Source organism: Croceicoccus gelatinilyticus, assembly GCF_018398395.1.
Taxonomy (GTDB): domain Bacteria; phylum Pseudomonadota; class Alphaproteobacteria; order Sphingomonadales; family Sphingomonadaceae; genus Croceicoccus; species Croceicoccus gelatinilyticus.
This window is the reverse complement of record NZ_JAHCBF010000001.1, coordinates 471055-496495: the sequence shown is the minus strand read 5'-3', so window position 1 is coordinate 496495 and position 25441 is coordinate 471055. Positions and strand designations below refer to the sequence as shown.

General features: G+C 62.5%; 26 protein-coding genes. 12 read left to right on the top strand and 14 right to left on the bottom strand.

Annotation, left to right across the window (positions count from 1 at the left end; translation table 11 throughout):
* Window positions 1-2: 2 nt before the first annotated feature.
* The 4 genes from KIH45_RS02665 to KIH45_RS02650 form a co-directional block, all read right to left on the bottom strand.
* Window positions 3-554, bottom strand: a complete 552-nt coding sequence (locus KIH45_RS02665; RefSeq protein ID WP_066762030.1) for a NuoB/complex I 20 kDa subunit family protein — start codon at window positions 552-554, stop codon at window positions 3-5.
* Window positions 545-919 (bottom strand): NADH-quinone oxidoreductase subunit A, encoded by a 375-nt coding sequence (locus KIH45_RS02660; RefSeq protein WP_066762031.1) that lies wholly within the window; start codon window positions 917-919, stop codon window positions 545-547. Before KIH45_RS02660 ends, KIH45_RS02665 begins: the two co-directional genes overlap by 10 nt.
* A gap of 119 nt (window positions 920-1038) precedes the next feature.
* Window positions 1039-1791, bottom strand: a complete 753-nt coding sequence (locus tag KIH45_RS02655) for a prepilin peptidase (RefSeq protein WP_213174424.1) — start codon at window positions 1789-1791, stop codon at window positions 1039-1041.
* A 3-nt stretch (window positions 1792-1794) separates the two neighbouring features.
* Window positions 1795-2307 (bottom strand): SH3 domain-containing protein, encoded by a 513-nt coding sequence (locus KIH45_RS02650; protein WP_225899591.1) that lies wholly within the window; start codon window positions 2305-2307, stop codon window positions 1795-1797.
* 78 nt (window positions 2308-2385) lie between these two features.
* On the opposite strand from KIH45_RS02650, the gene KIH45_RS02645 reads away from it, so the two are divergent.
* Both KIH45_RS02645 and KIH45_RS02640 read left to right on the top strand, forming a co-directional pair.
* Complete coding sequence (locus KIH45_RS02645) at window positions 2386-3417, top strand: 2-hydroxyacid dehydrogenase (RefSeq protein ID WP_213174423.1); 1032 nt, start codon at window positions 2386-2388, stop codon at window positions 3415-3417.
* Window positions 3418-3433: 16 nt separating this feature from the next.
* Entirely contained in the window at window positions 3434-3952 is a 519-nt protein-coding gene (locus KIH45_RS02640; protein WP_213174422.1) for a YkgJ family cysteine cluster protein, read from the top strand.
* Here the strand turns inward: KIH45_RS02640 and KIH45_RS02635 are convergent.
* From KIH45_RS02635 to KIH45_RS02610, 6 genes are all read right to left on the bottom strand, one after another.
* Window positions 3939-5345: an NAD(P)H-dependent flavin oxidoreductase gene (locus KIH45_RS02635; protein WP_213174421.1), complete on the bottom strand. Its 1407-nt coding sequence runs from the start codon at window positions 5343-5345 to the stop codon at window positions 3939-3941. The two genes, KIH45_RS02640 and KIH45_RS02635, sit on opposite strands and share 14 nt — an antisense overlap.
* Window positions 5342-6145 carry a class I SAM-dependent methyltransferase gene (locus KIH45_RS02630; protein ID WP_420481919.1) on the bottom strand — a complete coding sequence of 268 codons (804 nt, stop codon included), beginning with the start codon at window positions 6143-6145 and terminating at the stop codon, window positions 5342-5344. The genes KIH45_RS02635 and KIH45_RS02630 overlap by 4 nt, the downstream gene beginning before the upstream one ends.
* Window positions 6142-7269 carry a peptide chain release factor 2 gene (prfB, locus tag KIH45_RS02625; RefSeq protein WP_213174420.1) on the bottom strand — a complete coding sequence of 376 codons (1128 nt, stop codon included), beginning with the start codon at window positions 7267-7269 and terminating at the stop codon, window positions 6142-6144. Before prfB ends, KIH45_RS02630 begins: the two co-directional genes overlap by 4 nt.
* 120 nt (window positions 7270-7389) lie before the next feature.
* Window positions 7390-7944 (bottom strand): peroxiredoxin, encoded by a 555-nt coding sequence (locus tag KIH45_RS02620; RefSeq protein WP_213174419.1) that lies wholly within the window; start codon window positions 7942-7944, stop codon window positions 7390-7392.
* A 68-nt stretch (window positions 7945-8012) separates the two neighbouring features.
* Entirely contained in the window at window positions 8013-10526 is a 2514-nt protein-coding gene (locus KIH45_RS02615; RefSeq protein WP_213174418.1) for a penicillin-binding protein 1A, read from the bottom strand.
* 81 nt (window positions 10527-10607) lie between these two features.
* A complete protein-coding gene (locus KIH45_RS02610) occupies window positions 10608-11510 on the bottom strand; it encodes an N-acetylmuramoyl-L-alanine amidase family protein (RefSeq protein WP_213174417.1) in 903 nt (300 codons plus the stop codon).
* 621 nt (window positions 11511-12131) lie between these two features.
* Between KIH45_RS02610 and KIH45_RS02605 the strand changes: the two genes are divergently transcribed.
* Entirely contained in the window at window positions 12132-14831 is a 2700-nt protein-coding gene (locus tag KIH45_RS02605; RefSeq protein ID WP_213174416.1) for an Rne/Rng family ribonuclease, read from the top strand.
* A gap of 57 nt (window positions 14832-14888) precedes the next feature.
* On the opposite strand, the gene KIH45_RS02600 is transcribed toward KIH45_RS02605, so the two are convergent.
* Together KIH45_RS02600 and KIH45_RS02595 are read right to left on the bottom strand one after the other, a co-directional pair.
* The gene (locus tag KIH45_RS02600; RefSeq protein WP_213174415.1) at window positions 14889-15605 is read right to left on the bottom strand and encodes an SDR family NAD(P)-dependent oxidoreductase; all 717 of its coding nucleotides are present in this window, start codon (window positions 15603-15605) and stop codon (window positions 14889-14891) included.
* A gap of 12 nt (window positions 15606-15617) precedes the next feature.
* Entirely contained in the window at window positions 15618-16409 is a 792-nt protein-coding gene (locus tag KIH45_RS02595; RefSeq protein ID WP_337925386.1) for a nucleotidyltransferase family protein, read from the bottom strand.
* Between the two features lie 100 nt (window positions 16410-16509).
* Between KIH45_RS02595 and KIH45_RS02590 the strand changes: the two genes are divergently transcribed.
* Window positions 16510-17643, top strand: a complete 1134-nt coding sequence (locus KIH45_RS02590) for a CDP-alcohol phosphatidyltransferase family protein (RefSeq protein ID WP_213174414.1) — start codon at window positions 16510-16512, stop codon at window positions 17641-17643.
* A gap of 13 nt (window positions 17644-17656) precedes the next feature.
* Window positions 17657-18085 (top strand): HIT family protein, encoded by a 429-nt coding sequence (locus KIH45_RS02585; RefSeq protein ID WP_213174413.1) that lies wholly within the window; start codon window positions 17657-17659, stop codon window positions 18083-18085.
* Here KIH45_RS02585 and KIH45_RS02580 read toward each other — a convergent pair whose 3' ends face one another.
* Window positions 18086-18829, bottom strand: coding sequence for a phosphocholine cytidylyltransferase family protein (locus tag KIH45_RS02580; protein ID WP_213174412.1), 744 nt, complete (start codon window positions 18827-18829; stop codon window positions 18086-18088).
* 50 nt (window positions 18830-18879) lie between these two features.
* Between KIH45_RS02580 and KIH45_RS02575 the strand changes: the two genes are divergently transcribed.
* Window positions 18880-20298, top strand: coding sequence for a lipopolysaccharide biosynthesis protein (locus KIH45_RS02575; protein WP_225899590.1), 1419 nt, complete (start codon window positions 18880-18882; stop codon window positions 20296-20298).
* Here the strand turns inward: KIH45_RS02575 and KIH45_RS02570 are convergent.
* Window positions 20295-20957, bottom strand: a complete 663-nt coding sequence (locus KIH45_RS02570; RefSeq protein WP_213174411.1) for an HAD family hydrolase — start codon at window positions 20955-20957, stop codon at window positions 20295-20297. The two genes, KIH45_RS02575 and KIH45_RS02570, sit on opposite strands and share 4 nt — an antisense overlap.
* A 161-nt stretch (window positions 20958-21118) precedes the next feature.
* Between KIH45_RS02570 and KIH45_RS02565 the strand changes: the two genes are divergently transcribed.
* The 6 genes from KIH45_RS02565 (at window position 21119) to KIH45_RS02540 (ending at window position 25263) form a co-directional block, all read left to right on the top strand.
* Window positions 21119-21904 (top strand): succinate dehydrogenase iron-sulfur subunit, encoded by a 786-nt coding sequence (locus tag KIH45_RS02565; protein WP_213174410.1) that lies wholly within the window; start codon window positions 21119-21121, stop codon window positions 21902-21904.
* A 16-nt stretch (window positions 21905-21920) separates the two neighbouring features.
* Window positions 21921-22358 (top strand): PaaI family thioesterase, encoded by a 438-nt coding sequence (locus KIH45_RS02560; RefSeq protein ID WP_213174409.1) that lies wholly within the window; start codon window positions 21921-21923, stop codon window positions 22356-22358.
* Window positions 22359-22363: 5 nt separating this feature from the next.
* A complete protein-coding gene (gene zapE / locus KIH45_RS02555) occupies window positions 22364-23476 on the top strand; it encodes a cell division protein ZapE (protein ID WP_213174408.1) in 1113 nt (370 codons plus the stop codon).
* 41 nt (window positions 23477-23517) lie between these two features.
* A complete protein-coding gene (locus KIH45_RS02550) occupies window positions 23518-23925 on the top strand; it encodes a hypothetical protein (RefSeq protein ID WP_213174407.1) in 408 nt (135 codons plus the stop codon).
* A gap of 112 nt (window positions 23926-24037) precedes the next feature.
* Window positions 24038-24742 (top strand): pirin family protein, encoded by a 705-nt coding sequence (locus KIH45_RS02545; RefSeq protein ID WP_213174406.1) that lies wholly within the window; start codon window positions 24038-24040, stop codon window positions 24740-24742.
* 257 nt (window positions 24743-24999) lie between these two features.
* Entirely contained in the window at window positions 25000-25263 is a 264-nt protein-coding gene (locus KIH45_RS02540) for a hypothetical protein (protein WP_213174405.1), read from the top strand.
* The last annotated feature ends 178 nt before the right edge of the window (window positions 25264-25441 follow it).

Here is a 25441-nt window from a genome sequence, read left to right as displayed (position 1 = left end):
CCTTACCGCGAAACCGTGCCGACGCGGCGGATCTTACGCTGAAGCTGCATGACGCCGTAAAGCAGCGCTTCTGCAGTCGGCGGGCAGCCGGGCACATAGATGTCGACCGGCACGATGCGATCGCAGCCGCGTACGACAGAATAGGAATAGTGGTAGTAACCGCCGCCATTGGCGCACGAACCCATCGAGATCACGTATTTCGGATCCGACATCTGGTCGTAGACCTTGCGCAGGGCCGGAGCCATCTTGTTGCACAGGGTACCGGCGACGATCATCACGTCCGACTGGCGCGGCGAAGCGCGCGGGGCAACGCCGAAGCGCTCCATGTCATAACGCGGCATGTTCACGTGGATCATCTCCACCGCGCAGCAAGCGAGGCCAAAGGTCATCCACCACAGCGAACCGGTACGGGCCCACTGGAACAGTTCCTCGGTGCTGGTGACGAGGAAACCCTTGTCGTTCACCTCGGTCTGAAGCGCGTGGAAATAGTCCTGGTCCGGCTGACGGACTTCACCGGGCTGAGCAGCCGGGACGAGCGTTTCGTTCACTCCCATTCCAGGGCTCCCTTTTTCCATGCGTAGGCAAAGCCGACGACGAGTTCACCCAGGAACACCATCATCGTGATCCAGCCCGGCCAGCCGGTCAGATCGAGGCTGACGGCCCAGGGAAACAGGAACGCTGCTTCGAGATCGAAGATGATGAACAGGATGGCGACGAGGTAGAAACGCACGTCGAACTGGCTGCGCGGATCTTCGAACGCGGGGAAGCCGCATTCATATTCCGAGTTCTTCTCGGCATCCGGGTTATGCGTTCCGGTCAGGCGGGAAACGCCCATCGGGAGGAACACGAAGAGGGCCGAGAGGGCCACTGCGACCCCAAGGAACATCAGGATCGGAAGGTATTGCGATAGGTCGACCAAGACAGACTCGCTTTGCTTTGTCGCGTTGCGGTTGCGAGAAGCGCCCTAGGCATCTGTCAGGCGACGCGCAAGGGGGACCTTGGCCAAAGTCCCCTTCCCCTTTCGTCTGAAACGACTTCCTACAGGGGCAAACCCACCATTCTCACCGCAATACCGGCCAGAGCGAGGAAAAGCCCGAGCGGCAGAGCCGATTGCGAATCTATATTCTTTCCCGCGAGTCTCAGGACAATTGCCGCCGCGATTCCGGCAAGCGCCGCCAACAGCAGTGTTGCAATGACGCCGAACATCCCAACCCACAGACCTATTGCGCCCAATAGCCAAGGATCAGCCTTGCCCAGCCCTTCCCGCCCGCGCAGCCAGCGATATGCAAGCGCAGGAGCGGCGAGCAGCGCGAAACCCAGCGCACCGCCTGCAATCTGGCTTAGCGCGACCCCCTGCCAATTGGTGGCGGCTAGCGTGACCAGAACCGAACTCACCGCCAGAAGCGCGACGAGCCGCTTGGGAAGCCAGAAATGCCTCCCGTCGAGCAAGGCCAGCAGCAAAAGCTGCCACCCGAATATCGCCGTAGTGAGTGCGCCGAGCCAGTCCGCACCAAGCGCGACGGCAGCACCACCGACCAGCGCACCGCCCAGTTCGGCCAGCAAATGCTGCGTGTCGATCACTGCGCCGCAAGTCCGGCAGCGCCCGCGTGCAAAAACATGGGAAATGACCGGCAGGAGATCACGCACCGCCAGTACGCGGCCGCATCCGTCGCACCTTGATCGTCCGGTTACGATCCCTTCATCGCGAGGGAGCCGCATGGCGACGGCCCCGATGAAGCTTCCGATGAGCAGCCCCAGCCCTGCGCCGCAAAGAACCCACGGCCAGCCCATGGATCAGGGTTCGCCGTCGCCCCAAAGGCTATCAGCAGCCATCCAACCCGACTTTTCGTCAATCGTGACCTTACACCAGTCCGAACGGCACTCACCCAGCGTTACGACCACGCCCGGCTCCGCACGCCAGAGCAAGGATGCGCCCGACGAAGGCTCCGCGCGAATTGCCGACGGTTCATTACCAGTGACGATCGCGCTGCGTTCGAGGCTGAGAAAACGCGAGACGATCCAGCCCCGCGCACCGTCGGGATCCTCGACCAGTCGCCAACCGCTCATCTTGCGCACGACTTTCAACGGCAGGCCTACACGCTGGTAGACCCATTCGATCGGGTAAGCCTCGCTCGGCCCGACGCGCATGTTCGCCTCGTCCGCGCGGAGCGAGACCCAGTAAGGCACCTCGTCCTCGGCATATGCGGGCGCGGCGATGGCAAGGCTGGCGATGGCGGCGCAGATCAGGCCGGTAAGCGAATGGCGCGGCATGGAAACTCCGGTGCGCGAAACAGGTGATACAGCCATGCGCATAGCGCCCCGCCGCGCCCACTAGCAAGCTTGGACGCTTGACCAGCCCCCGCCTGTGGACGTAGCGCGGTTTTCATGCCCAATCGCGCCGAAACCAGCCTGTCGAGCACCGAGACCCGCCGTATCGAGGGCAAGGCCCGCGTCGGGGTCACCCGCCACCTCCTCCCTTCCATCGAAACCCGCATGGAAGAACTGTTCGACGTGACCCTGAACCGGGAAGACAGGCCGCTTTCTCGCGACGAGATGACGGCGCTGATGCAGAACATCGACGTGCTGGTGCCGACCGTCACCGATCATATCGACGGCGAGCTTATCGCCAATGCCGGTCCTTCGCTGAAACTGATCGCCAATTTCGGCGCCGGCACCGATCACATCGACCTCAAGGCCGCTCGCGCCAAGGGGATCATGATCACCAATACGCCCGGTGTCTTTACCGAAGATACCGCCGACATGACGATCGCGCTGATCATCGGCGTGATGCGCCGGATGCGTGAAGGCACGCGCCTTGTCCGCCGCAAGGAATGGACCGGGTGGGCCCCATCGGCGATGCTGGGACGCAAGCTGGCCGACAAGGTACTGGGCATCGTCGGCATGGGCCGCATCGGTCAGGCCGTTGCCCACCGCGCCCGCGCTTTCGGGATGCAGGTCGTCTATCACAACCGTCACCGCCTGCCGGAAGCGCTGGAGCGGATGCTGGGCGCGGAATATATCCCGACGCTCGACGCGCTGCTCGAACGGTCCGACATCGTGACCCTGCACTGTCCCGCGACTTCCGCGACGCACGACCTGATCGATGCGCGTGGGTTCGGGCTGATGAAGGAAGGCTCGGTCATCATAAACACAGCGCGCGGCGAACTGATCGACTACGAGGCGATGATCGACGCGCTCTATGCCGGCAAGCTGTTCGGCGCAGGGCTGGACGTCTTTCCCGAGGAGCCGCAAGTCGACCAGCGCCTGATCGACCACCCCAACGTCATCACCCAGCCCCACCTCGGCAGCGCGACCGAGGAAGGCCGCGAGGCATCGGGTGAGCGGGTGATCGCCAACATCCGCACCTGGGCCGATGGTCACCGCCCGCTGGACTGGGTGCTCGAAGGCTGGGCCTGAGGCGGGAGCGGCCCCGATGGTCCTTGCCGCCGGACTTTGCGCTAACTGCGGGCTGTGCTGCGACGGCAGCTTGTTCGGCACGGTCGAGATCGTCGAGGAAGACGCCGACCGGATGCACGAACTGGGCGTCGTGCTGACGCCCTGCGAAGACGACAATTACGACTTCGACCAGCCCTGCCCGATGCTGAAAGGCACGCGCTGCACGATCTACGCGCAGCGGCCAGAGACCTGTTCCGACTTCCGCTGCACGACCTTGCGCGAACTGGATGCCGGAGAAGTTTCGCTGAACGTGGCGCAGGACCGCGTAGCCACCGTCCGCGCCATGTTCGCGGACCTGCAAAAGCACGATCCGCGCAGCTACCAGCAGCTTCGCGCCCAGTGGACTGATGACCGGCTGGCAGGCGCCGACGCGATGGCGACGGCCCTGCTCAACCTCGGGATCGAGAGCATAAACCGCTACCTCGACCGGCATTTCCGCCGTGGCGAGGAACGGGTCTATGCCGACCCGGACGACCTGGAAATCAGTCGCCGGTAAGAATGCGCTCGACCAGTTCCTTCACTGTCGGCGTATAGCCGTTGGAATAAAACGGGTCCTGCTTGAAGCGGTATGCCGCATGGCCCGCGAACGCGAGGTTCTCGTCCACCGGACCGCCATGGGCGATGTCCTGAAGCGTCTTCTGGATGCAGAAACTGCGCGGGTCGGCAAGGCGGCCCGTGGTGTAGTCGTCATGGTCTTTCCACGACGAGAACCCGCAGTGCGAAAGACAGCCCATGCAGTCGGCCTGGTCCTTGCGGATCACCTCACGTTCTTCCGGCGTCACGAAAACGACCGTGTCATCGGGCGTCTTCAGTGCGGTTTCGAACCCTTCGGATGCCCAGCCACGCGCGCGGTCGCGGTCGTGTTCGGTAACCCAGAAGTTCTTGCCCTTCACGCCGACGTCGAGCTGCGCGGTGTGATCGCCTGCCTCGACACGCGAGTAAGGGATCTGACGCTCTGACCGCGCCTCCAAGTTGCGCAGGAACGGGTTGCGGATGGCCGAGGAATAGAAACCCGTCGGCGAAAATTTGTGCAGCAGGACATCGCCCGGCTCCAGGTCGCGCAACGCGTCCTTCCAGCCCTGCGGGATCGGGCTTTCCTGCGTCAGCAGCGGGCGCGTGCCGAATTGGAACGCGATCTTGCCGATTTCCGGATTGTCGATCCAGTTTTCCCACTCGCGCAGGAACCAGACGCCGCCAGCCATGACGATGGCTGTGTCTTCCGAAACGCCTTCCTTGCGCATGGTTGCGCGCAGTTCGGCAACGCGGGGATAGGGATCCTGCGGCTCACGCGGATTTTCCGCATTCGACAGGCCATTGTGCCCGCCGGCCAGCCACGGGTCTTCATAGACCACGGCGGCCATCAGTTCGGGCACCTTCGAATAGGAACGCTTCCACAGCGCACGGAAAGCGCGGGCCGAGGAGATAATCGGCAAGTAGCTGACGTTGTAACGCTGCGCGATTTCGGCCAGCTTGTAGGGCATGCCCGCACCGCAAGTGACGCCGGTGACAAGACCCTTGGTCTGTTCGAGAATGCCCTCGAGAACAGCCTGTGCGCCGCCCATTTCCCAAAGGACGTTGATGTTGATCGCGCCCTGCCCGTTCGAAATCTCGTAGGCGCGCTTCACCTGTTCGACACCGCCGTCGATGCCGTACTGGATCAGCTGTTCATGGCGTTCCTTGCGGGTCAGTTGTTCGTAGACCTGCGGGATGATCTTGCCCTCGGCGTCGTAGCTGTCGGCGTTCACCGCGCTGACTGTGCCGATGCCGCCTGCCGCTGCCCAAGCCCCCGAACTCATGTGGTTCGTCGCGGATACGCCCTTGCCGCCCTCGATCAGCGGCCAGACTTCCTTGCCGCCGTAGTTGATGGGCTGCAACCCCTTGAAACTCATGTGCTTACCGTCCCGGTTTCGGGCGTGCCATCAAGGCTGCCCAGGTGTTTCTCGATATCGGTTCCGGCTGCCACGTCCTGTTGGCAAGCCTCGATATCCTGCGGATCGGGGCGAGGACCCTCGACCTCGAACCGCGCGTAGTAACCGGCCAGTTCGGGCCGGCGGATGAAGGCGGCAAGGCGAAAGCCCACCGCCTCGAATTCACAGAATAGCAGAACCGGCGGGATTCCGTGCGAATCCGTTGGCCGGTCGGTGTCGACCACGATTACCTGCCCCTTGTCCTTCAACGCCGGACGCAGCCGCCACAGGAAGGCATAGGGCTCGGTAACCTCGTGATACATGTGGACGAGGAAGATGCGGTCGAAGCTGTTTTCGGGAAGCTTCGGATCATCCTCGGACCCGCGCGCGATCGATACGTTGTCGAGCCGTTCGCGCTGCACGCGCGCGCCTAGCCGGTCGAGCACTTCCGCATCGATGTCCTGAGCCAGAACCCGGCCGCGCGCGCCAACCCGTTCGGCAAGGCGCGTGGTGTAATACCCCTCGCCCGCGCCGATATCGGCCACGGTCATGCCCTCGCCGATATTGGCAAGGTCCATCACGGTTGCCGCTTCCTTGCGGTCGTCGCGCGAACGTTCGGTGGCGACCTGGTTGCTGGTCGTGGTCGAGACCGGCCGGTCAGGCTCCGGAAAATCGCGCGCGGTGGCCGCCCGCTCGTCCCCCGCGGCAGAGATGTCGCACCCGGTAAGGGCGAGACCAGCCGTCAGGACAAGCGCAGCAGACAAGGCGCGCGATGCGATCAATCCACGTCTTCCACTTCGACTTCCTCGCCCGTCACGCGCTGCGCAAGCGCGGCGGTGATGAACGGGTCGAGCGCACCGTCGAGGACGTCGCTCGGGTTCGTCGAGACATGGCCCGTGCGCAAGTCCTTCACCTGCTGGTACGGCTGCAGCACGTAGGAGCGGATCTGGTGGCCCCAACCGATCTCGGTCTTGGCCTGGTACTCGCCCGAGGCCGCGGCCTCACGTTCTGCCAGTTCCTTTTCGTAAAGGCGCGCCTTCAGCATGTTCATCGCGGTAGCGCGGTTCTTGTGCTGCGAACGGTCGTTCTGGCTGGCCACCACGATGCCGGTGGGCTGGTGGGTGATGCGAACGGCGGAGTCGGTCGTGTTGACGTGCTGACCGCCCGCACCCGAAGCGCGGTAGGTGTCGATCTTCAGGTCCGCCGGATTGATCTCGATCTCGATGTCGTCGTCGATGACCGGATAGACCCAGACCGAACTGAACGAAGTGTGGCGACGCGCCGAGCTGTCATAGGGGCTGATGCGGACGAGGCGGTGAACGCCGCTTTCCGTCTTCGCATAGCCATAGGCATTCTCGCCCTTGATCAGCAGCGTCGCGGACTTGATGCCCGCCTGTTCACCCGCCTGGTATTCGACCAGCTCGACCTTGTAGCCGCGCCGTTCGGCCCAGCGCGAATACATGCGCTGCAGCATTTCGGCCCAGTCCTGGCTTTCCGTGCCGCCGGCACCTGCGTGGACTTCGAGGTACGTGTCGTAGCTGTCCGCCTCGCCCGAAAGCAGCGCGCCGACCTTGTCGCGGTCGGCCCGCTCGACCAGCGAAGCCAGCGTGGCGATACCTTCGTTGACGGTGTCGTCGTCGCCCTCGGCCTCGCCCAGTTCGACGAATTCGATGGCATCGGCCATTTCGGCTGAAATCGACTTTACCGCGCCGATCGAGCTTTCAAGGCGGCCACGCTCCCGCATGACTTCTTCCGCGCCTTTGGGGTCGTCCCACAGGGTCGGGTCCTCAACACGGGCGTTAAGCTCGTCCAGACGGCGCAGCGCGGCGTCCCAGTCCAGCGATCGGCGGATGAGTGCAAGTGCCGCTTCGATGCGGTCGATATGGGCCTGCCCTTCGGCACGCATGGTGAATTCTCCGTAAGTCGGCGGTCCGCTTAGCCCAGCGGCTCCGATGTGGAAAGTGGCTGCTATCGCAAAAGAGCCGTAGCGGCAAAGCTGTCCCCCACAAGGGACCGGACGCGAGGGTCAGCCCTTGCGCTTCATCGCCTTTACGGCCGCCAGGGTCTTCGACACGTGTTCACGCCAGTCGAGGTCGGAATGGACCATGACGATCCGGCCGTCGGTGTCGATGACATAGGACGTGCGGTCGGTCATACCCGTCGGCACGCCTTCACGCTTCAGCGCGACGTCATAGGCGCGGATCAAGCCGGGCGTTGCGCGAGCAACCGGAAATTCGTCGCGGCACGCCTCGGTCGAGAACTTTTTGAGCGTTTCGACATCGTCGTTCGACATGCCGACGACTTGCGCGCCTGCAGCGCGAAACTCGTCCATCGCCTCGGCAAAGGCATGCGCTTCCAAAGTGCAGCCTTGCGTGAAAGCCTTGGGATAGAAGTAGAGCACGACCGGCCCCTTCTTCAGCGCCTCATCAAGGTTGAAGCGGAAGGACTTGCCGGCCAGCGCGCCCGAAGTCGTGAAGAGGGGCGCCTCTGCCCCTTTCTTCAACGCGGCAACGGCGGGAACGGACATGGTCGCGCCAATGGCAGCAGCGGCAGCGGCGAGGGAAAGTGCGAGCTTTTTCATACCCCCTCAATGGGGCCTGCCGGCGCGAATGTCCATTGCCTGACAGTGCGCCGCAGCATGAGATGCGATCAGTAGATGCCGCCTTGATCTTCAAGGAAAGTATCATCGATCCGGCGCGGGCCGCGCGTCTGTACGGCGCGCTCCTCGGTCGCGGCACGAAGTGCGGCGATCGCGGCATTGCGCCGTTCTTCCAGCGTCTGCCGGTCGAGTGAACGGCGAGGTTCGCTGTCAGGCTTGAACGCTTCCCAGATGATTGCGGGCGTCCACTCGTTCGTCGGCCAGCCTTCAAAGACCCGCTTGCCCGAGCGACGGTCGATGCGAACCATGCGGATATTCTCCGGCGCACGCACTGGCGTCGTCGGCCAGCGGCTCTTCGTTTCCTCGATCAACTGCTTGATGATCGGACCTGCCGTGTTGCCGCCCTGCACCCAGCCACCAAGGTTACGCGGCTGATCAAATCCGACATAGACGCCAGCGACAAGGTCGGCCGAACCGCCAACAAACCAGGCATTCGTCGGGCCCGAAGTCGTGCCGGTCTTGCCAAAGATCGGCAGTTCGAGGCTGCGCAGGCGCACGGCTGTACCCCGGGTCACCACGCCTTCAAGCATGTGAACGACCTGATAGGCAGTTCCGGCATCCAGAACCTGCTTGCCCGCCGCAGCGAGGCGCGGCATCGGCTTGCCGTCCCAGTCATCGGCGTTGCACGTTTCGCAGCGGCGCTTGTCCGCCTTCCAGATGACCTTCCCCTCACGGTTCTGCACGTAATCGATAACTGACTGATCATATTGGCGACCAAGATTGGCAAGAGCGGCGTAAGCGTTGACCATCTTGGCAACGGTCGTGTCGCCAGCGCCGAGCGCGAAGGACAGGTAGTTCTGATAGTCGCCGATCCCGACGCGGCGGAACGTGTCGGTCACGTTGTCCATGCCTGCGTCGTTGGCGATGTGGATCGTCATCAGGTTGCGCGATTGTTCAAGGCCCCAGCGCATCGTCTGGTCCCCTGCCCCGCGCGAATTGCCGAAATTGCGGAAGCACTTTTCACCAAGGCCTGCACCTTGCCAGACGCAGAACGGGCCATCGTTGACGAGCGTTGCGGGCGTCATGCCCTGATCGAGACCGGTTGCATAGACGAACGGCTTGATGGTCGAGCCCGGCTGACGCTCCGCCTGCGTAGCGCGGTTGAATGAGCCGAGGCGTGCGTCGAAACCGCCCTGCATGGCGAGCACACGGCCATTGCGCGGGTTTTCGACAACAAGACCGCCCGAAACGGTCGGCACCGTGCGCACGACCCATTCGGACTGATTCCTCGGCGCAGCAGTAATGACGTCGCCGGCCTTGAGGTTGTCGGGCAGGTTCGAAAGCGGATATGTTTCGCCGTCGGTAAACCCGATACGCGCGGAATTGCCGCTACGCTCGGTGACGACGCCGACTTTCCAGTCCTCGTAATCGATCGACAGGTTCGAGACGATAAGCTGGGTCTGCCAGTTCTCGTCCATGTTGATCTTGGCGATCGGGCCGCTCCACCCCTTGCCGCTGTGATACCGCATCAGGCCTGCACGCAGCGCAGCACGGGCCGCCTCCTGCATTTCCATGTCGAGCGAGGTTCGAACCCACAGGCCACCGGCATAGACCGAATTCTCGCCATCGTCGGCGGTTTCACCGAAGCGGTCGATCAGGCGGCGGCGCACTTCTTCGACAAAGTAGCCACCGGCAGGATCATAGCTGGCCGAACGGCGCGGCACGAGGCCGAGCGGCTTGGCCTTGGCCTCGTCAGCCTCGGCGCGGGTCGCCCAGCCGTTGTCGACCATCTGCTCGAGCACGTAGTTACGACGCTCCAGCGCCATGTCGGAATACTGGGCGCGGCCATAGCGTTCCGGCGCCTTGGGCAGAATCGCAAGAAAAGCGGCCTCGTTCAGATCGAGATCGGCAACGTCCTTGTCGAAGTAGGCACGGCTTGCGGCCTGAACGCCAAAGCTCTGACGGCCCAACGGGATCTCGTTGAGGTAAAGTTCAAGGATCTGTTCCTTGGTCAGCACGCCTTCAATGCGGCGTGCGAGGATCATTTCCTTCAGCTTGCGGGTGATCGAGTATTCGTCACCGACAAGGATATTCTTTGCGACCTGCTGCGTAATGGTCGAGCCGCCCTTGGCGCGCTGGCCCGAACCCATCTTGCTGACATAGTCGACGACCGCGCCGGCAAGGCCGCCAACATCGACGCCGCCATGGCTCCAGAAAGTCTTGTCCTCGGCAGACAGGAAAGCGTCCTGAAGCTGCTTGGGAAAATCGACGTAGCGCAGCTGAACGCGGCGTTCGCGGGCATAGGAATTGACGATCTCGCCATCGATTCCCCGCACCATCGTGGGCAGAGGCGGCTGATACGTCAGCAGGCGATCGGCAGACGGAAGCCCCGCACCGATCGCATAGTAAGCGCCAATGAACACGACGATGCCCAGGGCAACCAGCCCTGAAAACCAGCGAAAAAGGCGGCTTTCGCGCCAGCGAGTGCGAAGGTTGGTACCGAGCGCGGACATATCGCCACGGGCACGGTTCCAGTACGTTGCGAATTGCGATCCCACGGTCATCGACGCTGCCCTAGCACGGCCTTTCGCGATCAGGAAAGATGCTTGGCGACAGGGCGTTGAAACTTCGTGTGCAAGCGTTCGTCAGCGTGGCTGCGAAGCAAGCAGGTCAGTCAGGATCGCACGGGCCAGCGCCTCGGCAACGGCCTGACGAGTAGCGGGGTCGGAAAGGCGCGCCGCATCCTCCGGATTGGTCAGGTAACCAGCTTCGAAAAGTACGGAAGGTAATTCAGGCGAGCGCAGGACGACGAAATTGGCCGAGCGGCGAAATGGCTCGTGCCGCGGCATTGCCCCTAGCGACTCCTCATCGATCGATGTTGCAAGGCCAACCGAGGCGAGCGCCGTCTCTCGCCGCATCAGGTCGGCAAGCACTTGCGCCACGTCGTCCGCCCCGTCCGGCAGGTCCAGACCACTCGCACTCTCGTTCTCGATGCGGGCAAGTGCCTGAGCTTCGCGATCGGAGGCGCGAGCGGAGAGAACATAGACGTTCGCACCCTGCGCCTCTGGAACCGGTGCGCTGTCCGCGTGAATCGAGACAAACGCATCCGCGCCAAGCGCCTCGGCCAGTCTCGGGCGTTCCTCCAGTGGCAGAAAGCGGTCCGTCTCACGCGTCAGCGCGACGCGAACGCCGCCAAGATCGAGCAGGACGTCGCGAACCGAGACCGCGAGTGCGAGGGCGATATCCTTCTCGCGTGCACCTTCAGCGCTGCTGGCCCCCGGGTCGAAGCCGCCGTGCCCGGGATCGAGTACGACCAGCGGCGCATCCGCGCCGGTACTCTCCGATACGGCGATCCGCGGCAATTCCGCATCCTGCAAAGCGGGCAATTGACGAGAGATGACAGCATCGCCCCCGCCGGGAAAAACGACCCCAAAGCCGAACCCGGCCATCGCGCCAACGATAACGGCACCGGCAAAGACAAGCGCCAGCCTTCCCTTGCCGAGGTGTTCCGCCCCGTTTCCACCACCGATGTAACCGTCCCAGCCCATGGCCGCTGACTATCGCTGCGCCTGCCGAACAGGCAAGGATTGCAGCCGCATCATGCTCAGATTGTTGCGCGACGCTTTGCTTTTAGTTGCCGCCGCCGATCACTGATGCTAGCGTCGCCGACGACCGGGACAGTCAGGTCCGTTCGGTTTTCAAGCCCTTCCCCAGATGCGCATCCCGTGCGCCGGGCTGGAAGTGGCGCCTTCGGAAGGAGGCAGGAAACCGTGCCGCGCCCTCGTCTGATGTTCTCCCGGCGTGCCGAGTGGCAGGCCCGTATCGCGGCATCGCGCTGAATAACCAGCAGCGTGCCCATCGCGAAGCCACGCGGATGAATAGGTAAGTCTTTATGGTCGAAACATCGTCGATTGCAGTGAACAGCTTGCCCACCGGGCCGGCCGCTGCTCTCGCCGTGAGCGCTTTTGCGCGCGCCTTCGACCCCATCCACACACAGTTTTCACTTCCGGCAACGCGTATCGCGCGCTCTGCCGACTTCAACGTAGCTTTCGCGCCGAACGGCGGGTCATGGACCCGGCCGGATCGGCGCGTTTTCACAAATAGACGCGCAGCCCCGGCACAGCGGCCCGCCGCTCCACCCGGCCATTTGCGCGCACGGAGAATAATCGATGTCCACGCGTATGCTGATCGATGCGCGCCACCAGGAAGAGACCCGGGTGGCAGTGCTCAAGGGAAACAGGATTGAAGAGTTCGACTTCGAGTCGGCCGAACACAAGCAGATCAAGGGCAATATTTACCTGGCCAAGGTGACGAGGGTAGAACCCTCGCTTCAGGCCGCTTTCGTCGATTTCGGGGGCAACCGTCACGGTTTCCTCGCCTTCAACGAAATTCACCCCGACTATTACCAGATTCCGAAGGAAGACCGCGAAGCGCTGCTGGCCGAAGAGGCCGCCCACGCGGAAGAAGAAGCGCGTCTGCGCGCCGAGGAAGACGGTGACGACGAAGACGACAACGGCGCCGACGAAAATGATGACGATCAGGACGACGAAGATCGCCACGACGAATCCGATTCGTTCGCCGAGGAACTGGCCGAGGGCGAAGAAGGTCTCGAAGAGGTAGACACGTCCGAGAAGGACGACGTCGCCACGATCGAGGACGGCAACGTCTCGGGTAACGATGACGACAATGACGAGGCGGAAGACAAGCGTCCCCGTCGCCGCAAGGGTCGTCGCCAGGGCGGCAACCGCGCCCGCGCTGCCGACGAGGCACGCGCCAAGCGTCTTGCCCTGCGTCGTCGCTACAAGATCCAGGACGTGATCCAGCGTCGCCAGGTCCTGCTCGTGCAGGTCGTCAAGGAAGAGCGTGGCAACAAGGGCGCAGCCCTCACCACCTACCTCTCGCTGGCAGGCCGTTACTGCGTGCTCATGCCGAACAGCAGCCACGGCGGCGGCATCAGCCGCAAGATTTCGAGCGCGAGCGACCGCAAGCGCCTGAAGCAGATCGTGTCGGAAATGTCGCTGCCCAAGTCGATGGGCTGCATCGTTCGCACCGCAGGGCTTCAGCGCACCAAGACCGAGATCAAGCGCGACTTCGACTACCTCGCCCGCCTGTGGGACGAGATCCGCGAAAACACCCTGAAATCCAGCGCGCCGGCCCTGATCCATTCGGACAGCGACCTGATCAAGCGCGCGATTCGCGACATCTACAACCGCGAGATCGAGGAAGTGATCGTCGAGGGCGAGCAGGGTTACCGCTCGGCCAAGGAATTCATGAAGCTGCTGATGCCCAGCCATGCGCGGCGTGTGAAGCAATATGCCGACCCGGTGCCGCTGTTTCAGCGCTATGGCGCCGAGGACCAGCTTTCGGCGATGTACGACCCCGTCGTGCAGCTAAAGTCGGGCGGCTATCTCGTCATCAATCCGACCGAGGCGCTCGTCTCGATCGACATCAACTCCGGCCGTTCCACCAAGGAACACGGCATCGAGCAGACCGCGCTTTCGACCAATCTCGAAGCTGCCAAGGAAATCGCGCGCCAGCTGCGCCTGCGCGACATGGCAGGTCTCGTGGTCATCGACTTCATCGACATGGAGCATAATTCCTCGATCCGTAAGGTCGAGAAGTGCATGAAGGAGGCGCTGAAGAACGATCGCGCCCGCATTCAGGTCGGCCGCATTTCGGGCTTCGGCCTGATGGAAATGAGCCGTCAGCGCCTGCGCACCGGCGTTCTGGAAGCTACCACCCGCGAATGCCCGCACTGTGACGGCACTGGCCTTGTCCGCACGGCATCGAGCGCGGGCCTTTCCGCCCTGCGCCTGATCGAGGACGAAGCGGCCAAGGGCAAGGGCACGACCATCACGCTCTATGCCTCGACCGAAGCGGCGATCTACCTGCTCAATTCCAAGCGTGCCGATCTTGCCGAAATCGAAGAGCGCTACGGCGTCCACGTCGAAGTGATCCCCGAGGGCGAGAACGAAGGCGCGAAGATGCGCGCAGCCTCCAGCGGCCCGCGCCCCAAGGATGCGCCCAAGTTCGAAGTTATCCAGGACGATGACGACGACGATAGCGACATCGAAGACGAAGACGACAACGACGATGAGCGCAGCGACGACGGCGATCAGCCCCGCCGCAAGCGCCGCCGTCGCCGCCGCGGCGGCCGTCGCAACCGCAATCGCAACCGTGAAGACGGAAACGACGACAACGATTCGGACGAGAACGGTTCGGACGACAACGGCGACGACGACAGTTCCGATGATGGCGACAGCCAGGACGAGGCATCGAACGACGATTCCGAAGGGGCTCCGAAAAAGCGCCGTCGCCGCCGTCGTGGCGGCAAGAAGTCGAGCGACAATGCGGATGAGAATAACAACGAAGGCGATGAAGCCGCGGCCGAGCCTGCCGAGGAAAAGCCCGAAGCCGTGACCGAGGAACCCGCGGCGGAAGCTTCGGCAGAAGCTGAGCAGGCCGAGCCGGAAGCAGAGGAAAAGCCCAAGAAGCGCCGTACGCGCCGCAAGAAGGCTGAACCGGCTGCTGAAGAGACAGCCGAAGAAGCTGCACCGGCACCTGCAGAACCGGCTGCCGATGAAGCCGCAGAGCCCGAAGCGGAAGAGAAGCCCAAGAAGCGTCGTACGCGGCGCAAGAAGGCTGAACCGACCGCAGAAGACACCGAGGCAACCGCAGAGGCTGCTCCGTCCGTTGAAGCGGCTCCCGAACCGGTCGCAAGCGACGAACAGCCCGCTCCCGCTGCCGAGGCTCCTGCTGCTGAAAGCGGCGTAGCCAATGACGTCGGCGCCGAAGGCAGCGGTGCCGAGGCGCTGGACGAAAACGGTGAGCCGCGTCGCGGCTGGTGGCAGCGTACGTTCGGCAACTGATCAACCGAACCCTAGCTATTCAAATCGGCCGGATCCGCCCTGCGCGGGTCCGGCCGATTACCATTCGACAGGTTTTCCGTCCCAAGCGAAGAAGCCGCCGGTGTCCTTGGCCGTGAGGCCATCAAGCACTGTTAAAAGGCGTGATGCGGAATAGCCCGGCGTAAACAGCTTGCCTTCGGGCACATTGTTTTGGAACGGTTCTGAAAGGCTCGTATCCACGGTGCCGGGATGCAGCGACACGACAATCGCCTCACGATTGAGACGGCCCATTTCGATCGCGAAATTACGCATCATCATGTTGAGCGCAGCCTTCGATGCGCGATAGGCGTGCCAGCCGCCTAGCCTGTTGTCGCCGATCGAACCCACGCGGGCCGAAATCGCGGCAAAACGGCATGGACCTTCGCGGCGCATCAGCGGCAGAAAATGCTTCCCGATCAGCGCCGGTCCGAACGTATTGACCACGAAAACCTCCTCCAGCGCTTGTGTGTCGATCGCGCGCCAGCTTCTTTCAGGTCTCACATCGGGTTCGCGCTGCAATATGCCGGTCGCGATGATCGCGAGGTCGAGCGGCCCCTCCTCACCAATTTGTCCGGCAGCCTCGGCTATCGAGTGCTCGTCCTTAAAATCGAAAGCGAAGGTCCGAACGCGCGGGTCTTGCGATGGCAGAGGCTGGCGAGACCCCGCATAGACAGTTTCGACTTCGTCACGTTCGAGCAAAAGCGACACGAAGGCCGAGCCCAGCCCCCCGCTTCCGCCGAAAATCGCACACCGCATTCGCCTCTCCTGTCACGCGAGTTCCGGGCGAGACTCCACCAGTGACCGGACCAGTGCAAGGTCGGAGGCCTTGTCGACATCGACAGCGGCCAAGCCGTCGCTTGCCGCGACGATCCGCGCATCGATACCGACGCGTTCGCCAAGCCGGGCAACAACATCGGCTAGCGTCAGCCTGCCCAGCGCATAGCCCAACAGGGTGCCGAGCCCCAGCCGCGCCGCAATTCGCCACGGCTTCTTTCGGTTCGCCTCGACCTCGCTCCACAACGCAAGAGCCCGCGAAGCAGCAGGAGTGGCAAGAAGAAACATGTTGCAGCCCGACCAGTGTCCGTCGGCAAACCGCATCCAGGTGCGCTGCGTTCCGGGTACCGCCTGCTCCACCACCTCACGCCGGGCCAGCATTACGGAAAGGTCCGCGCCCGCCGGACTGTCGCCGGCAAACTGGCGAACCCAGTCCGCCTGAAGCAGGGCGTGGTCCGATGTCGTCACCATCATCGGTGCGCCATATCGACGAAACGCCGCACCCACACTGGCGCTCGGTCCCGCTTCGGAGGCAATCACGTCCACGCCTCGTTGGCGCGCCATCGCGGCAATGGCATCGCAGTTCGTCGAAACGACGACATGGCCGACACCTGCGTCATGCAAGACGGAAGCGACACGATCCAATATTGCCCGCCCGCCGACTTCGATCAGCCCTTTGTGAGCAACACCGCATTCTTTTGCAAAGGGATCACCTCCTGGCCTGGTGCCGGCAAGGATCAGTGCTGTCGTTTCGGCAAGATCGGTCATCGCCGCTGTCTTAGCCACCCTGCCGCGCCGCGCACAGACCCCGACGAGCGCTTATCCCTGTGAATGGCATACCTGGCACTTGTTGCAGCGCCGCCCCCTTGGCCCTAATCGCTGGGCGATGAATACGACCGCCGTGAAACCTGCCGTCCAGTCCGTGGGCGAAAACACGACGAAGCTGTGGGGTCTTTCCATGGCCGAGCGTACGCGCCGCCTTGCCAAGGCATCGGATCTGGACATGGGCGATGGTGCACCCCTCGTCCTATCGAGTGCGCGATTTGCTTTCGACCCGGCTTGGCTGCGTCATGTCATCGCAACGCCGGGACTGGTCCTTACGGTGGGCGGTGTGCCTGCGATCGGCCATGCCGTCGATACAGCGCAGGCTGATGCCATCCGCCAGGCGATGGAGGGCAATGCGTCCCTGTCCGATACGGCGGGCCTCACCGTCTGGGCCTACGAAGACGGTCCCACGATCGAGAACAAGCAGTTACGCAAGCGCGAAACTCCGTTTCTGAAGGAACTGACGCCGCAAACCGTGCGCGAGATCGAGCGGGCAAGCTATTTCGGCGCCTACAAGGGTGTCACCGACATCCTGACCAAGTATCTCTGGCCGGAGTGGGCACTGGTCATTACCCGAATCGCGGCAAAGATCGGGATGACGCCGAACATGGTCACGGCCATCGGCGCAATCCTCTGCGTCGCAGCCACCTTCGCCTTTGCATATGGCCACTACTGGGCCGGCATGGCGATGGGGCTGGTCTTCATGGTGTTCGACACCGTGGATGGAAAACTTGCGCGCTGCACCGTCACCTCCAGCTGGTGGGGTAACATATTCGACCACGGCATCGACCTGGTGCACCCGCCGTTCTGGTGGTGGTTCTGGACGACGGGCCTCGTCTATTGGGGGCTTGGCTTCGACGATACGACCTTCTGGCTGGTTCAGGGCGCTATCCAGGGCGGCTACATCATTCAGCGCCTGATCGAGGGGCTGTTCATCCGCCGCAACAACATGATGCACATCCATGTCTGGCGCCGCATCGACAGCCAGTTCCGCCTGATCACCGCGCGGCGCAATCCGAACATGGTCATCCTGTTTGTCTCGATGTTGTTCGCACGCCCCGATCTCGGCATCATCGCGGTTGCTTGGTGGACGGTAATTTCACTGGTCGTGCATGTGATCCAGTTGATCCAGGCCGAATTCGCCCGCGCAAAGAAAGGCGCCCCGCTGACCAGCTGGCTCAGCGGCGACGCCTGACGGAGACCTTTAGATGAACGAGACGATCGAGAATTTCGGTTTTCCCGAAACACTGGTGCGCGAATACGAACACTGGGTCATCCTGCTGCGCCCGGCCCAGCCGACGCTGGGCAGCCTCGTTCTCGCCGCGAAATCGGACTGCACCGATTTCTCCGCGCTTCCGGCAGAGGCCTTTGCCGAACTCGCCACCGTGACAAAGGCGATCGAGGACGCGCTGAAAGGCTTCGTCCAGTACGCGAAGATCAACTACCTGATGCTGATGATGGTGGACCCCAACGTCCATTTCCACGTCATCCCGCGCTATGAAGGCGCGCGCGAATTTCGCGGCACCGAATATATCGATTCCGGCTGGCCCAAAGTGCCCGACCTCGGCAGCGCGATCGCACTCGATTGCGAAGCGAAAACGGCCCTACGCGATGCGATGAAGCCGCTTTTCGCCTGATTAGGATTCGACCCAGCGGTCGGTCAGCTCAGTCGCGATCTCGATGTCGTTGAGGAAGTCGACCTCGGCCCAATCGAGCCCTTCGATCGACTTCGTGCCGACCTTGCCGCTGTCGGCAATCATGTCGATCACTTTCAGATACCAGTGATTGACGCCATCAGGCGTGCGCATCGTCTGGCGTACCGTCTCGCGGAACAGCTCGGCACCCTCGCCCCGAAAAGCGAGGAAGCCGATCGACTCGGCGTTTGAGACTTCGGCGGTCAGAGTCTTGCCGATACGCGCAAGGCGGCCGTTCTCTCCGCGTGAGACTTTCATGTCGTCGCTGTCGTATGCGTCCTTGACGTCAACGGTCACGGCGATGGGCCAGTCCGAACCTTCCTGAACGCGCTTCACGATTTCCTCGGACACCAGCGTATCGCCATTGAGGATCAGAAAGTCGCCCTTCATCTCTTCGCGCACGATCCAGCACGAACCCAGATTGTCGGCGACCTTGAAGAACGGGTTGAAGTGACAAGTCACCTCGATCCGCGGATCGTCGATCTTGGCAAGGTGATCTTCGACCATGTCGGTCATAAAGCCGGTGACGACGTCGACGCGCTTCACGCCGGCGCGGGCCAGCATCTCGATCTGCCATTCGATCAGCGAACGGCCGGAAAAGTCGATGAGGCACTTGGGGCGCTCTGCGGTCAGGGGCAGCAGGCGCGAACCCTGGCCTGCGCTCAGAAGGATGGCATGTTCGATCATGGCGCAGCCCTTTAGGCCGGGCTTGCTTTCACCGCAATGACCGGAAGGAAATGCCGCACAAGTCGGGCAGAGAGCAGGCGCGAAGCTTGCCGTTTGGCTGGCACTGGTCCAAAGGCGCGATGATGGGTGCCAAGGGTCCAGATAATACGGGCACACGCTCGCTACTTTCGCGCATGCTTACCAATGTCGCCTGGCTTGTCGGCGGCAAGGGTTTCGGCGCGGTGTGCTCGCTCGTCTACCTCGCGATCCTGACCCGCTCGCTAGGGCTGAAGGACTTCGGTCACTTCGCGCTGATCTTCGGCACTTCGCAGGCGCTCATCGCCATTGCCGAGTTCCAGACATGGCGCGTCGTCGTGAAATACGGCGTTGAACATGTCCACCAGAAGGACTGGGGCAAGTTCGGCCGACTGTCGATGATGGCAGGCCTTCTGGATGTCATAGGCGCGGTTATCGGCTGCGGTATCGCCTATGTCGCGTTCTACGAATTTGCCGACGCGCTCGAATTGAACCCGACGCTGATCGATACTGCATTCTGGTTCAACGTCGCGGCGCTGTGGGCGCTGGTCTCTGCCCCTACCGGCATCGTTCGCGCGCTCGACCGGTTCGACATGGCAGTTTACATCGAGGCGATCGTGCCGTTGGGCCGGTTGCTGGCGGCAATCACGATCTGGCTTACGGGCCCCAGCCTTGTTCTCTTCCTGATCGCATGGGCCGTTATCGACCTGCTGGAGGCAGCGATCTACTGGATCGTGGCGCGCAGGCTCTGCCCTCAGGCTATCCGGCTGTCGCATCTCAAGGATGCCTTCAAGGCGCGTGAGGAAAACCCGGGCTTCGTCCGCTTCTTCCTCGTCACTTACGCCAGCGCGACGGTTGAGGCGGTCTTCCGCCATGGCCCGCTGCTAGCCGTTGGCTATCTCGTCGGCACGAGCGCGGCCGGCCTGTTCCGCCTTGCCAATCAACTCGCACAAGGACTGGCAAAACTCTCCAGCCTGCTTAGCCGCGCGGCCTATGCCGAAATTTCGCGTGCCAAGGTGGCCTCCGCCGCGCAGGAATTCCGGAAGCTCGCTGCACAGACCAGCAAGATCGCTGGTGCCGGCGGTGCGCTCGTCGTGCTCTTGGCAGTGGCACTTGGCGGCCAGATCATGGCTCTGCTTGGCGGTGACGAATTCCGCGGCGGCTACGTGATCCTCATCCCGCTCACCGTTGCGGCCAGCTTCGAACTGGCCGGTGTCGCTTTCGAGCCGGTACTTCATTCGACGGGCAAGGCGATGCTGTCACTCGTCTCGCGCCTTGTTTCCGTCTTTGCGGCAACCGCTGCGCTTTTCGCGCTGGTCGGCCCTTACGGCAGCCCCGGCATCGCATGGGCCGTCGCGATCGGTGGGGCCGTTGGCTATGTCGTAATGGGTATCCTTGCCGTCATCACGTTGCGCCGCATGGACGCAGAGGAAGCGGCAGCGCCTGAAGGCTAGCGGAAGTCGGCGACCTGCCAGCCCCGCGCCCGCGCGTTGGCGTTCTTGGCGGCACCACCGTTCACGAAAACCGCCTCGTCCGACCAGTCGAGCAAAGGTGCATCGGCCATCGAATCGGAATAGAAGCGGACGTGGCACTCCTCACGCGACAGTCCCAACGAATCCAGCAGCGCCTCGACCCGCGGGACCTTGTTCTGTCCGTAATTGTTGCCGCCCGTGATCAGGCACCGCCGGTCCACGATATCACTACGCGTGGCGATGACTTCGTCAAAACCGGCACGCTCACCAATGCCAGAGGCGTAAAATTCCATCGCTGCCGTCGCGAGGATGAGCAGGCGGCCTTCTTCGCGATCCCGCTCGAATGCCTTGGCCGCGCCCGAACCGATCCAGCCAGGCACTGCACGCCCGGCGAATTCCTCGGCAATGGCCGCCAAATCGGTTTGAGTGATCGACCCTGTGAAAAGTGACAGGCCCAGTTGCTTCAGCTGCTCGCGAGTGAAGGCGCCTGCCTTGTAGGCGATCATCGCGCCGATCCAAACGGGCGTGAAGACAAGCCGCCATTTTGCGCGCTTTGCCGCCGCAAACAGCAGGAATGGCGTGAAAGTCGCGCGTGAAAGGAAGGTGCCGTCAAGGTCGTAGATCGCGATTTGGCGACGCAATTTCCGTTCCTTCCCATGCGTTCGGGCATCCGGTTAGGTGCTGCCATGCACGTTGACAACATGCAAAGAATTGCGATGACGCACTGCAGCACCCTTGACTTGTCGGGGCTGCTGCTGTTGACGCACCAATGCAAACACACAGTCGGTAGGTTGATTTCCCCATGGCCCAGTTCGCTTTGCCGAAGAACAGCAAGATCAGCGGCAAGACCCGCACCCATAAGGCTGAGACCGATGGGGCGAAAAGGAACTTCAAGGTCTATCGCTACGATCCCGACAGCGGTGAGAACCCGCGCTATGACGTTTTCGAGATCGACCTCGACGCCTGCGGCCCGATGGTCCTCGACGCGCTCATCAAGATGAAGAACGAGATGGACCCGACGCTGACGTTCCGTCGGTCTTGCCGCGAAGGCATCTGCGGTTCTTGCGCGATGAACATCAATGGGCGCAACGGCCTCGCCTGCACCACCGCGATCGAGGATTGCGGTTCGGGCGAAGTGCGCATCACGCCGCTGCCGCACATGGAAGTCATCAAGGACCTCGTCCCCGACTTCACACACTTCTACGCGCAGTACGCCTCGATCCGTCCCTGGCTGCAGACCGTAACCCCGACCCCGTCGGGCAAGGAACGCCTGCAGTCGCCCGAAGATCGCAACAAGCTCGACGGCCTGTACGAGTGCATTCTTTGCGCCTGCTGCTCGACCTCGTGCCCCAGCTACTGGTGGAACTCCGACAAGTTCCTTGGCCCCGCGATCCTGCTTCAGGCCTATCGCTGGCTGGCCGACAGCCGCGATGAAATGACGGGTGAGCGTCTGGACGAGTTGGAAGATCCCTTCCGCCTCTACCGCTGCCACACCATCATGAACTGCGCGAACGTCTGCCCCAAGGGCCTCTCGCCCGCCAAGGCGATCGCCGAGATCAAGAAGATGGAAGCCGAACGCCTCGTCTGAGGTCGAACCAAGCGCCATGTCGAAAAAGTTTTTCGCCGTACCGGACAATCCGGGCTGGTACGAATGGCGCGCAGGCAGCCCCGAACAGTTCAACCGCGCCGTGCTGGGTGAAATGTTCATCCGGCGCGAAAGCGATAACGTCGCTCGTATCCGTCTTACGCCGCAAGAACGGCTCTCGAACCTCAATGGCGTGATGCACGGCGGCGCTCTGATGGCGTTGATCGACACTGCCATGTTTGCCGGGGCCATCTTCGTGACCGATCAGCATGAGCAGCGCGGCGTTACGGTCGACGCCCAGATCCAGTTCCTGTCTCCGGGCCAGATGGACCAGCCGGTCGATGTCCTCGCCGAACTGACGCGGGAAACCGGCAAGCTGTTCTTCACGCGCGGCCTCGTAGTTCAGGGCGAAACCCGGGTCTGTTCCTACACCGGACTGCTCCGCAAGATTTCCTGAGCGCAATGGCAGGCCTTCTCGAACGTTACGAAGAATTGCTGGCTGCAGGCGAACTGCGCCCCGACGACGAACAGCGCGCCGCGGCTGAACGGCTCGATGCCTTGCAGAAGCAGCTTGAGGTCACGCCACGCAGCGGAGGCTTCCTGAAGCGCCTTTTCGGCAGCGAGACCCCTGCCCCGCGCGGCATCTACATGTGGGGCGGTGTCGGGCGCGGCAAGTCGATGCTGATGGACCTGTTCCACGACACATTAGAAGTTCGGGCCAAGCGCCGCGCGCACTTCCACGAGTTCATGCTCGACGTTCACGCCCGTCTGCGGGAAGAACGCAAGAAGGAGAGCGGTGACCCCGTCCTGCCGGTGGCCAGCCAGATCGCGGCAGAAGCGCGCGTGCTCGCCTTCGATGAAATGGTCGTGAACAATTCGGCCGACGCCATGATCATGAGCCGGCTATTCACCGCGCTGATTGAGGGCGGCGTTACGATCGTCACGACGTCGAACCGCGAACCTTCGGAGCTCTACAAGGACGGCTTGAACCGGGAGCATTTCCTCCCCTTCATCGCACTCATCGAGAAAAAACTCGACGTCATCACGCTGAACGGCCCGACCGACTACCGGCTCGAACGCCTTGGCGGCGCGGACGTGTGGTACACGCCCATAGGCCCCGCCGCGACCGAGAAGGTCCGCGAGATCTTCTTCCGCCTGACCGACTATCCGCCAGAGGACGCAGAGCATGTCACGGGATGCGATCTGCAGGTTGGAACCGCCCGTACCATCTGGGTGCCCAAGAGCCTGAAGGGAGTCGCGGTATTCTCCTTCAAACGCCTATGCGTCGATGCGCGCGGTGCTTCGGACTATCTTGCGATTGCGCGCAATTATCACTCGGTCATTGTCGTCGCGATCCCGAAGATGGGCCCCGACATGCGTAACGAAGCTGCGCGTTTCGTCACGCTGATCGACGCACTCTACGAACACGGCGTGAAGCTGATCGCGACCGCCGATGCGCAGCCTGCCGATCTTTACGAAGCGGGCGACGGCCGCTTCGAATTCGACCGTACGGTCAGCCGCCTCATGGAAATGCAAAGCGCCGACTACCTGGCGCGCGGCCACGGCGAGCAATAACCGGCGCTTGCTAGCACCGCCACACGCCATAGACTGGCAGCGTGGGAAACATAGGTGACATCGCCATCACGGCTCTCAGGATCGTCTATGGCGGGTTCTTCGCGGCCATAGGCCTCTATGGCGGCTGGTCGATGCTGTCCGGCAAGGGCAATCCGTTTCCGCCAAAGCCCGGCCCCGGCGCGCAATTTCAGGACGCGCTGCTACAGACCGGCTTCATGATCCCGCTCATGCTGGCAAGTTTCGTGATCGGCGGCCTCGCGCTCATATCGGGCCGCGCAGCGCCGCTGGGCATCATCATTCTCGCGCCCCCCGTGATCGTTATCGCTTTCTATCATGTCATCCTTCCCGGCGGATCACGCGTCTGGGGCTTGGGCTGGGCCGTGGCGTTGGTCATCCTTGCCTGGCACTACCGTGCGGCGTTCCGCCCGCTGATCGGGATGGGTAGCTAGGGCACACCGCTGTGCCTTCTTGAAGCAGCCTTGGCCTGAGGCCATCTCGACCCCATACCGGCGGTCTGCCCTTGTTATGGCAGCATTTTTCCCCGCCGATGTGGAACTGAACATGATTGAGATCAGGCCCTTCGACAACCTCGGGAAGGCCAATCACGGCTGGCTCGACACCAGCTATCACTTCTCGTTCTCGAACTATTATGACCCGGCCCGCATGGGCTGGGGCGCGCTGCGCGTGTGGAATGACGACTGGATTAAGGAACGCTCCGGCTTCCCGCCCCATCCACATAGCGACATGGAAATCATCACCTACGTCCGCAAAGGCGCGATCAGCCACCGCGACAGCCTCGGTAACGAAGGCAGGACCGCGGCGGGCGACGTCCAGGTGATGAGTGCGGGCACCGGCATAACACACGCCGAATATAACCTTGAGGAAGAAGCGACCGAGCTTTTCCAGATCTGGGTCCTGCCCGATCGCAAGGGGCTTGCACCCAGTTGGGGCCAGCTCGAGTTCCCCAAGGGTACGCGCGCAGGCAATTGGGTAACGCTTGCCAGCGGCCGCGAAGGCGAAACGAGTAACGAGGTTCTCTCGATGAACGCCGACGCCCGCGTTTTGGCTGCAACGCTGAATGAAGGTGAGACCATTGACCTCGAGCTGGTCGGGGACCGGCACTATTACATGGTGCCCATCGGTGGTTCGGTCGAAGTGAACGGGAAGGCTGCTAACGAACGCGACGGCGTTGCCATTACCGGCGAGGAACGTCTCTCGGTCACGGCGAAAAGCGGGGTCGAGCTTTTGATGGTGGACTCCCGCTAGGAATCCCATCCCGATCGGGGCGCGGCGTCGGCATCGCTTGCAAATATGGCAAGGATCCGGCGCTGCGCCTCCAGACGCGACTCTGTCCGCTCAATCTCTTCACGAAGCGCAGAAACGTCTCTGTCGTAACGCGGCTCGGCGCTTTCCAGCGACACGGCCACGCATGTCTGTCGCCAGATTTCGGCGAATTCCGGATTGCAGAGACGGGGCAGCAAGGCAGTACCCCCTGCAATCAGGACCTGCGCCGGATTTCCCGATTGCCTGTCGCTGACACGGCAAAGAAGCGCGCAATTTCGGCTATCCAGCAATTCGGCATCGTCAACGATGAGCAGGGTCCGCTCTGGCTTCCAGGGCGCAAAAAGCGAGACCTCTCCGCCGCTGTCAACCATCAGGCCGGAGTTGCGAAGGTGGACAGCCAGGGCATCCCCGACCTGGGAGACGCGCAGGTGTACGGCACGGGAAACGTGACGCCCTGCCAGACGCTCTATCTGCGAAAGGATTGCCTGACGCTCGCACCTTGACGAAGCGGAAAGCGCAACCAGACTGTCTCCTCTACGCAAGGCATGAAGCAGCGTCTGGAGCGCCCTTGCCGGCCCTGCTTTCACATGACTGAAGCGTGGCCGGTTTCCGCCTGCAGCGTCGCTCCCTGCGATTGGCCCCATAGAATATAATCCATACAATTCCGATATTTGCAGGATT

Bases quoted from the DNA above. Each gene is read 5' to 3' on its own strand.
- KIH45_RS02580 (WP_213174412.1), bottom strand. From the start codon at position 18,829: ATGATCGAACATGCCATCCTTCTGAGCGCAGGCCAGGGTTCGCGCCTG.
- KIH45_RS02650 (WP_225899591.1), bottom strand. From the start codon at position 2,307: ATGGCTGTATCACCTGTTTCGCGCACCGGAGTTTCCATGCCGCGCCAT.
- KIH45_RS02610 (WP_213174417.1), bottom strand. From the start codon at position 11,510: ATGGGCTGGGACGGTTACATCGGTGGTGGAAACGGGGCGGAACACCTC.
- KIH45_RS02585 (WP_213174413.1), top strand. From the start codon at position 17,657: ATGAACGAGACGATCGAGAATTTCGGTTTTCCCGAAACACTGGTGCGC.
- KIH45_RS02615 (WP_213174418.1), bottom strand. From the start codon at position 10,526: ATGACCGTGGGATCGCAATTCGCAACGTACTGGAACCGTGCCCGTGGC.
- KIH45_RS02655 (WP_213174424.1), bottom strand. From the start codon at position 1,791: ATGGGCTGGCCGTGGGTTCTTTGCGGCGCAGGGCTGGGGCTGCTCATC.
- KIH45_RS02645 (WP_213174423.1), top strand. From the start codon at position 2,386: ATGCCCAATCGCGCCGAAACCAGCCTGTCGAGCACCGAGACCCGCCGT.
- KIH45_RS02665 (WP_066762030.1), bottom strand. From the start codon at position 554: ATGGGAGTGAACGAAACGCTCGTCCCGGCTGCTCAGCCCGGTGAAGTC.
- KIH45_RS02605 (WP_213174416.1), top strand. From the start codon at position 12,132: ATGTCCACGCGTATGCTGATCGATGCGCGCCACCAGGAAGAGACCCGG.
- KIH45_RS02590 (WP_213174414.1), top strand. From the start codon at position 16,510: ATGAATACGACCGCCGTGAAACCTGCCGTCCAGTCCGTGGGCGAAAAC.
- KIH45_RS02640 (WP_213174422.1), top strand. From the start codon at position 3,434: ATGGTCCTTGCCGCCGGACTTTGCGCTAACTGCGGGCTGTGCTGCGAC.
- KIH45_RS02600 (WP_213174415.1), bottom strand. From the start codon at position 15,605: ATGCGGTGTGCGATTTTCGGCGGAAGCGGGGGGCTGGGCTCGGCCTTC.
- KIH45_RS02560 (WP_213174409.1), top strand. From the start codon at position 21,921: ATGTCGAAAAAGTTTTTCGCCGTACCGGACAATCCGGGCTGGTACGAA.
- prfB (WP_213174420.1), bottom strand. From the start codon at position 7,269: ATGCGTGCCGAAGGGCAGGCCCATATCGACCGCATCGAAGCGGCACTT.
- KIH45_RS02620 (WP_213174419.1), bottom strand. From the start codon at position 7,944: ATGAAAAAGCTCGCACTTTCCCTCGCCGCTGCCGCTGCTGCCATTGGC.
- KIH45_RS02545 (WP_213174406.1), top strand. From the start codon at position 24,038: ATGATTGAGATCAGGCCCTTCGACAACCTCGGGAAGGCCAATCACGGC.
- KIH45_RS02565 (WP_213174410.1), top strand. From the start codon at position 21,119: ATGGCCCAGTTCGCTTTGCCGAAGAACAGCAAGATCAGCGGCAAGACC.
- KIH45_RS02575 (WP_225899590.1), top strand. From the start codon at position 18,880: ATGCCGCACAAGTCGGGCAGAGAGCAGGCGCGAAGCTTGCCGTTTGGC.
- zapE (WP_213174408.1), top strand. From the start codon at position 22,364: ATGGCAGGCCTTCTCGAACGTTACGAAGAATTGCTGGCTGCAGGCGAA.
- KIH45_RS02635 (WP_213174421.1), bottom strand. From the start codon at position 5,345: ATGAGTTTCAAGGGGTTGCAGCCCATCAACTACGGCGGCAAGGAAGTC.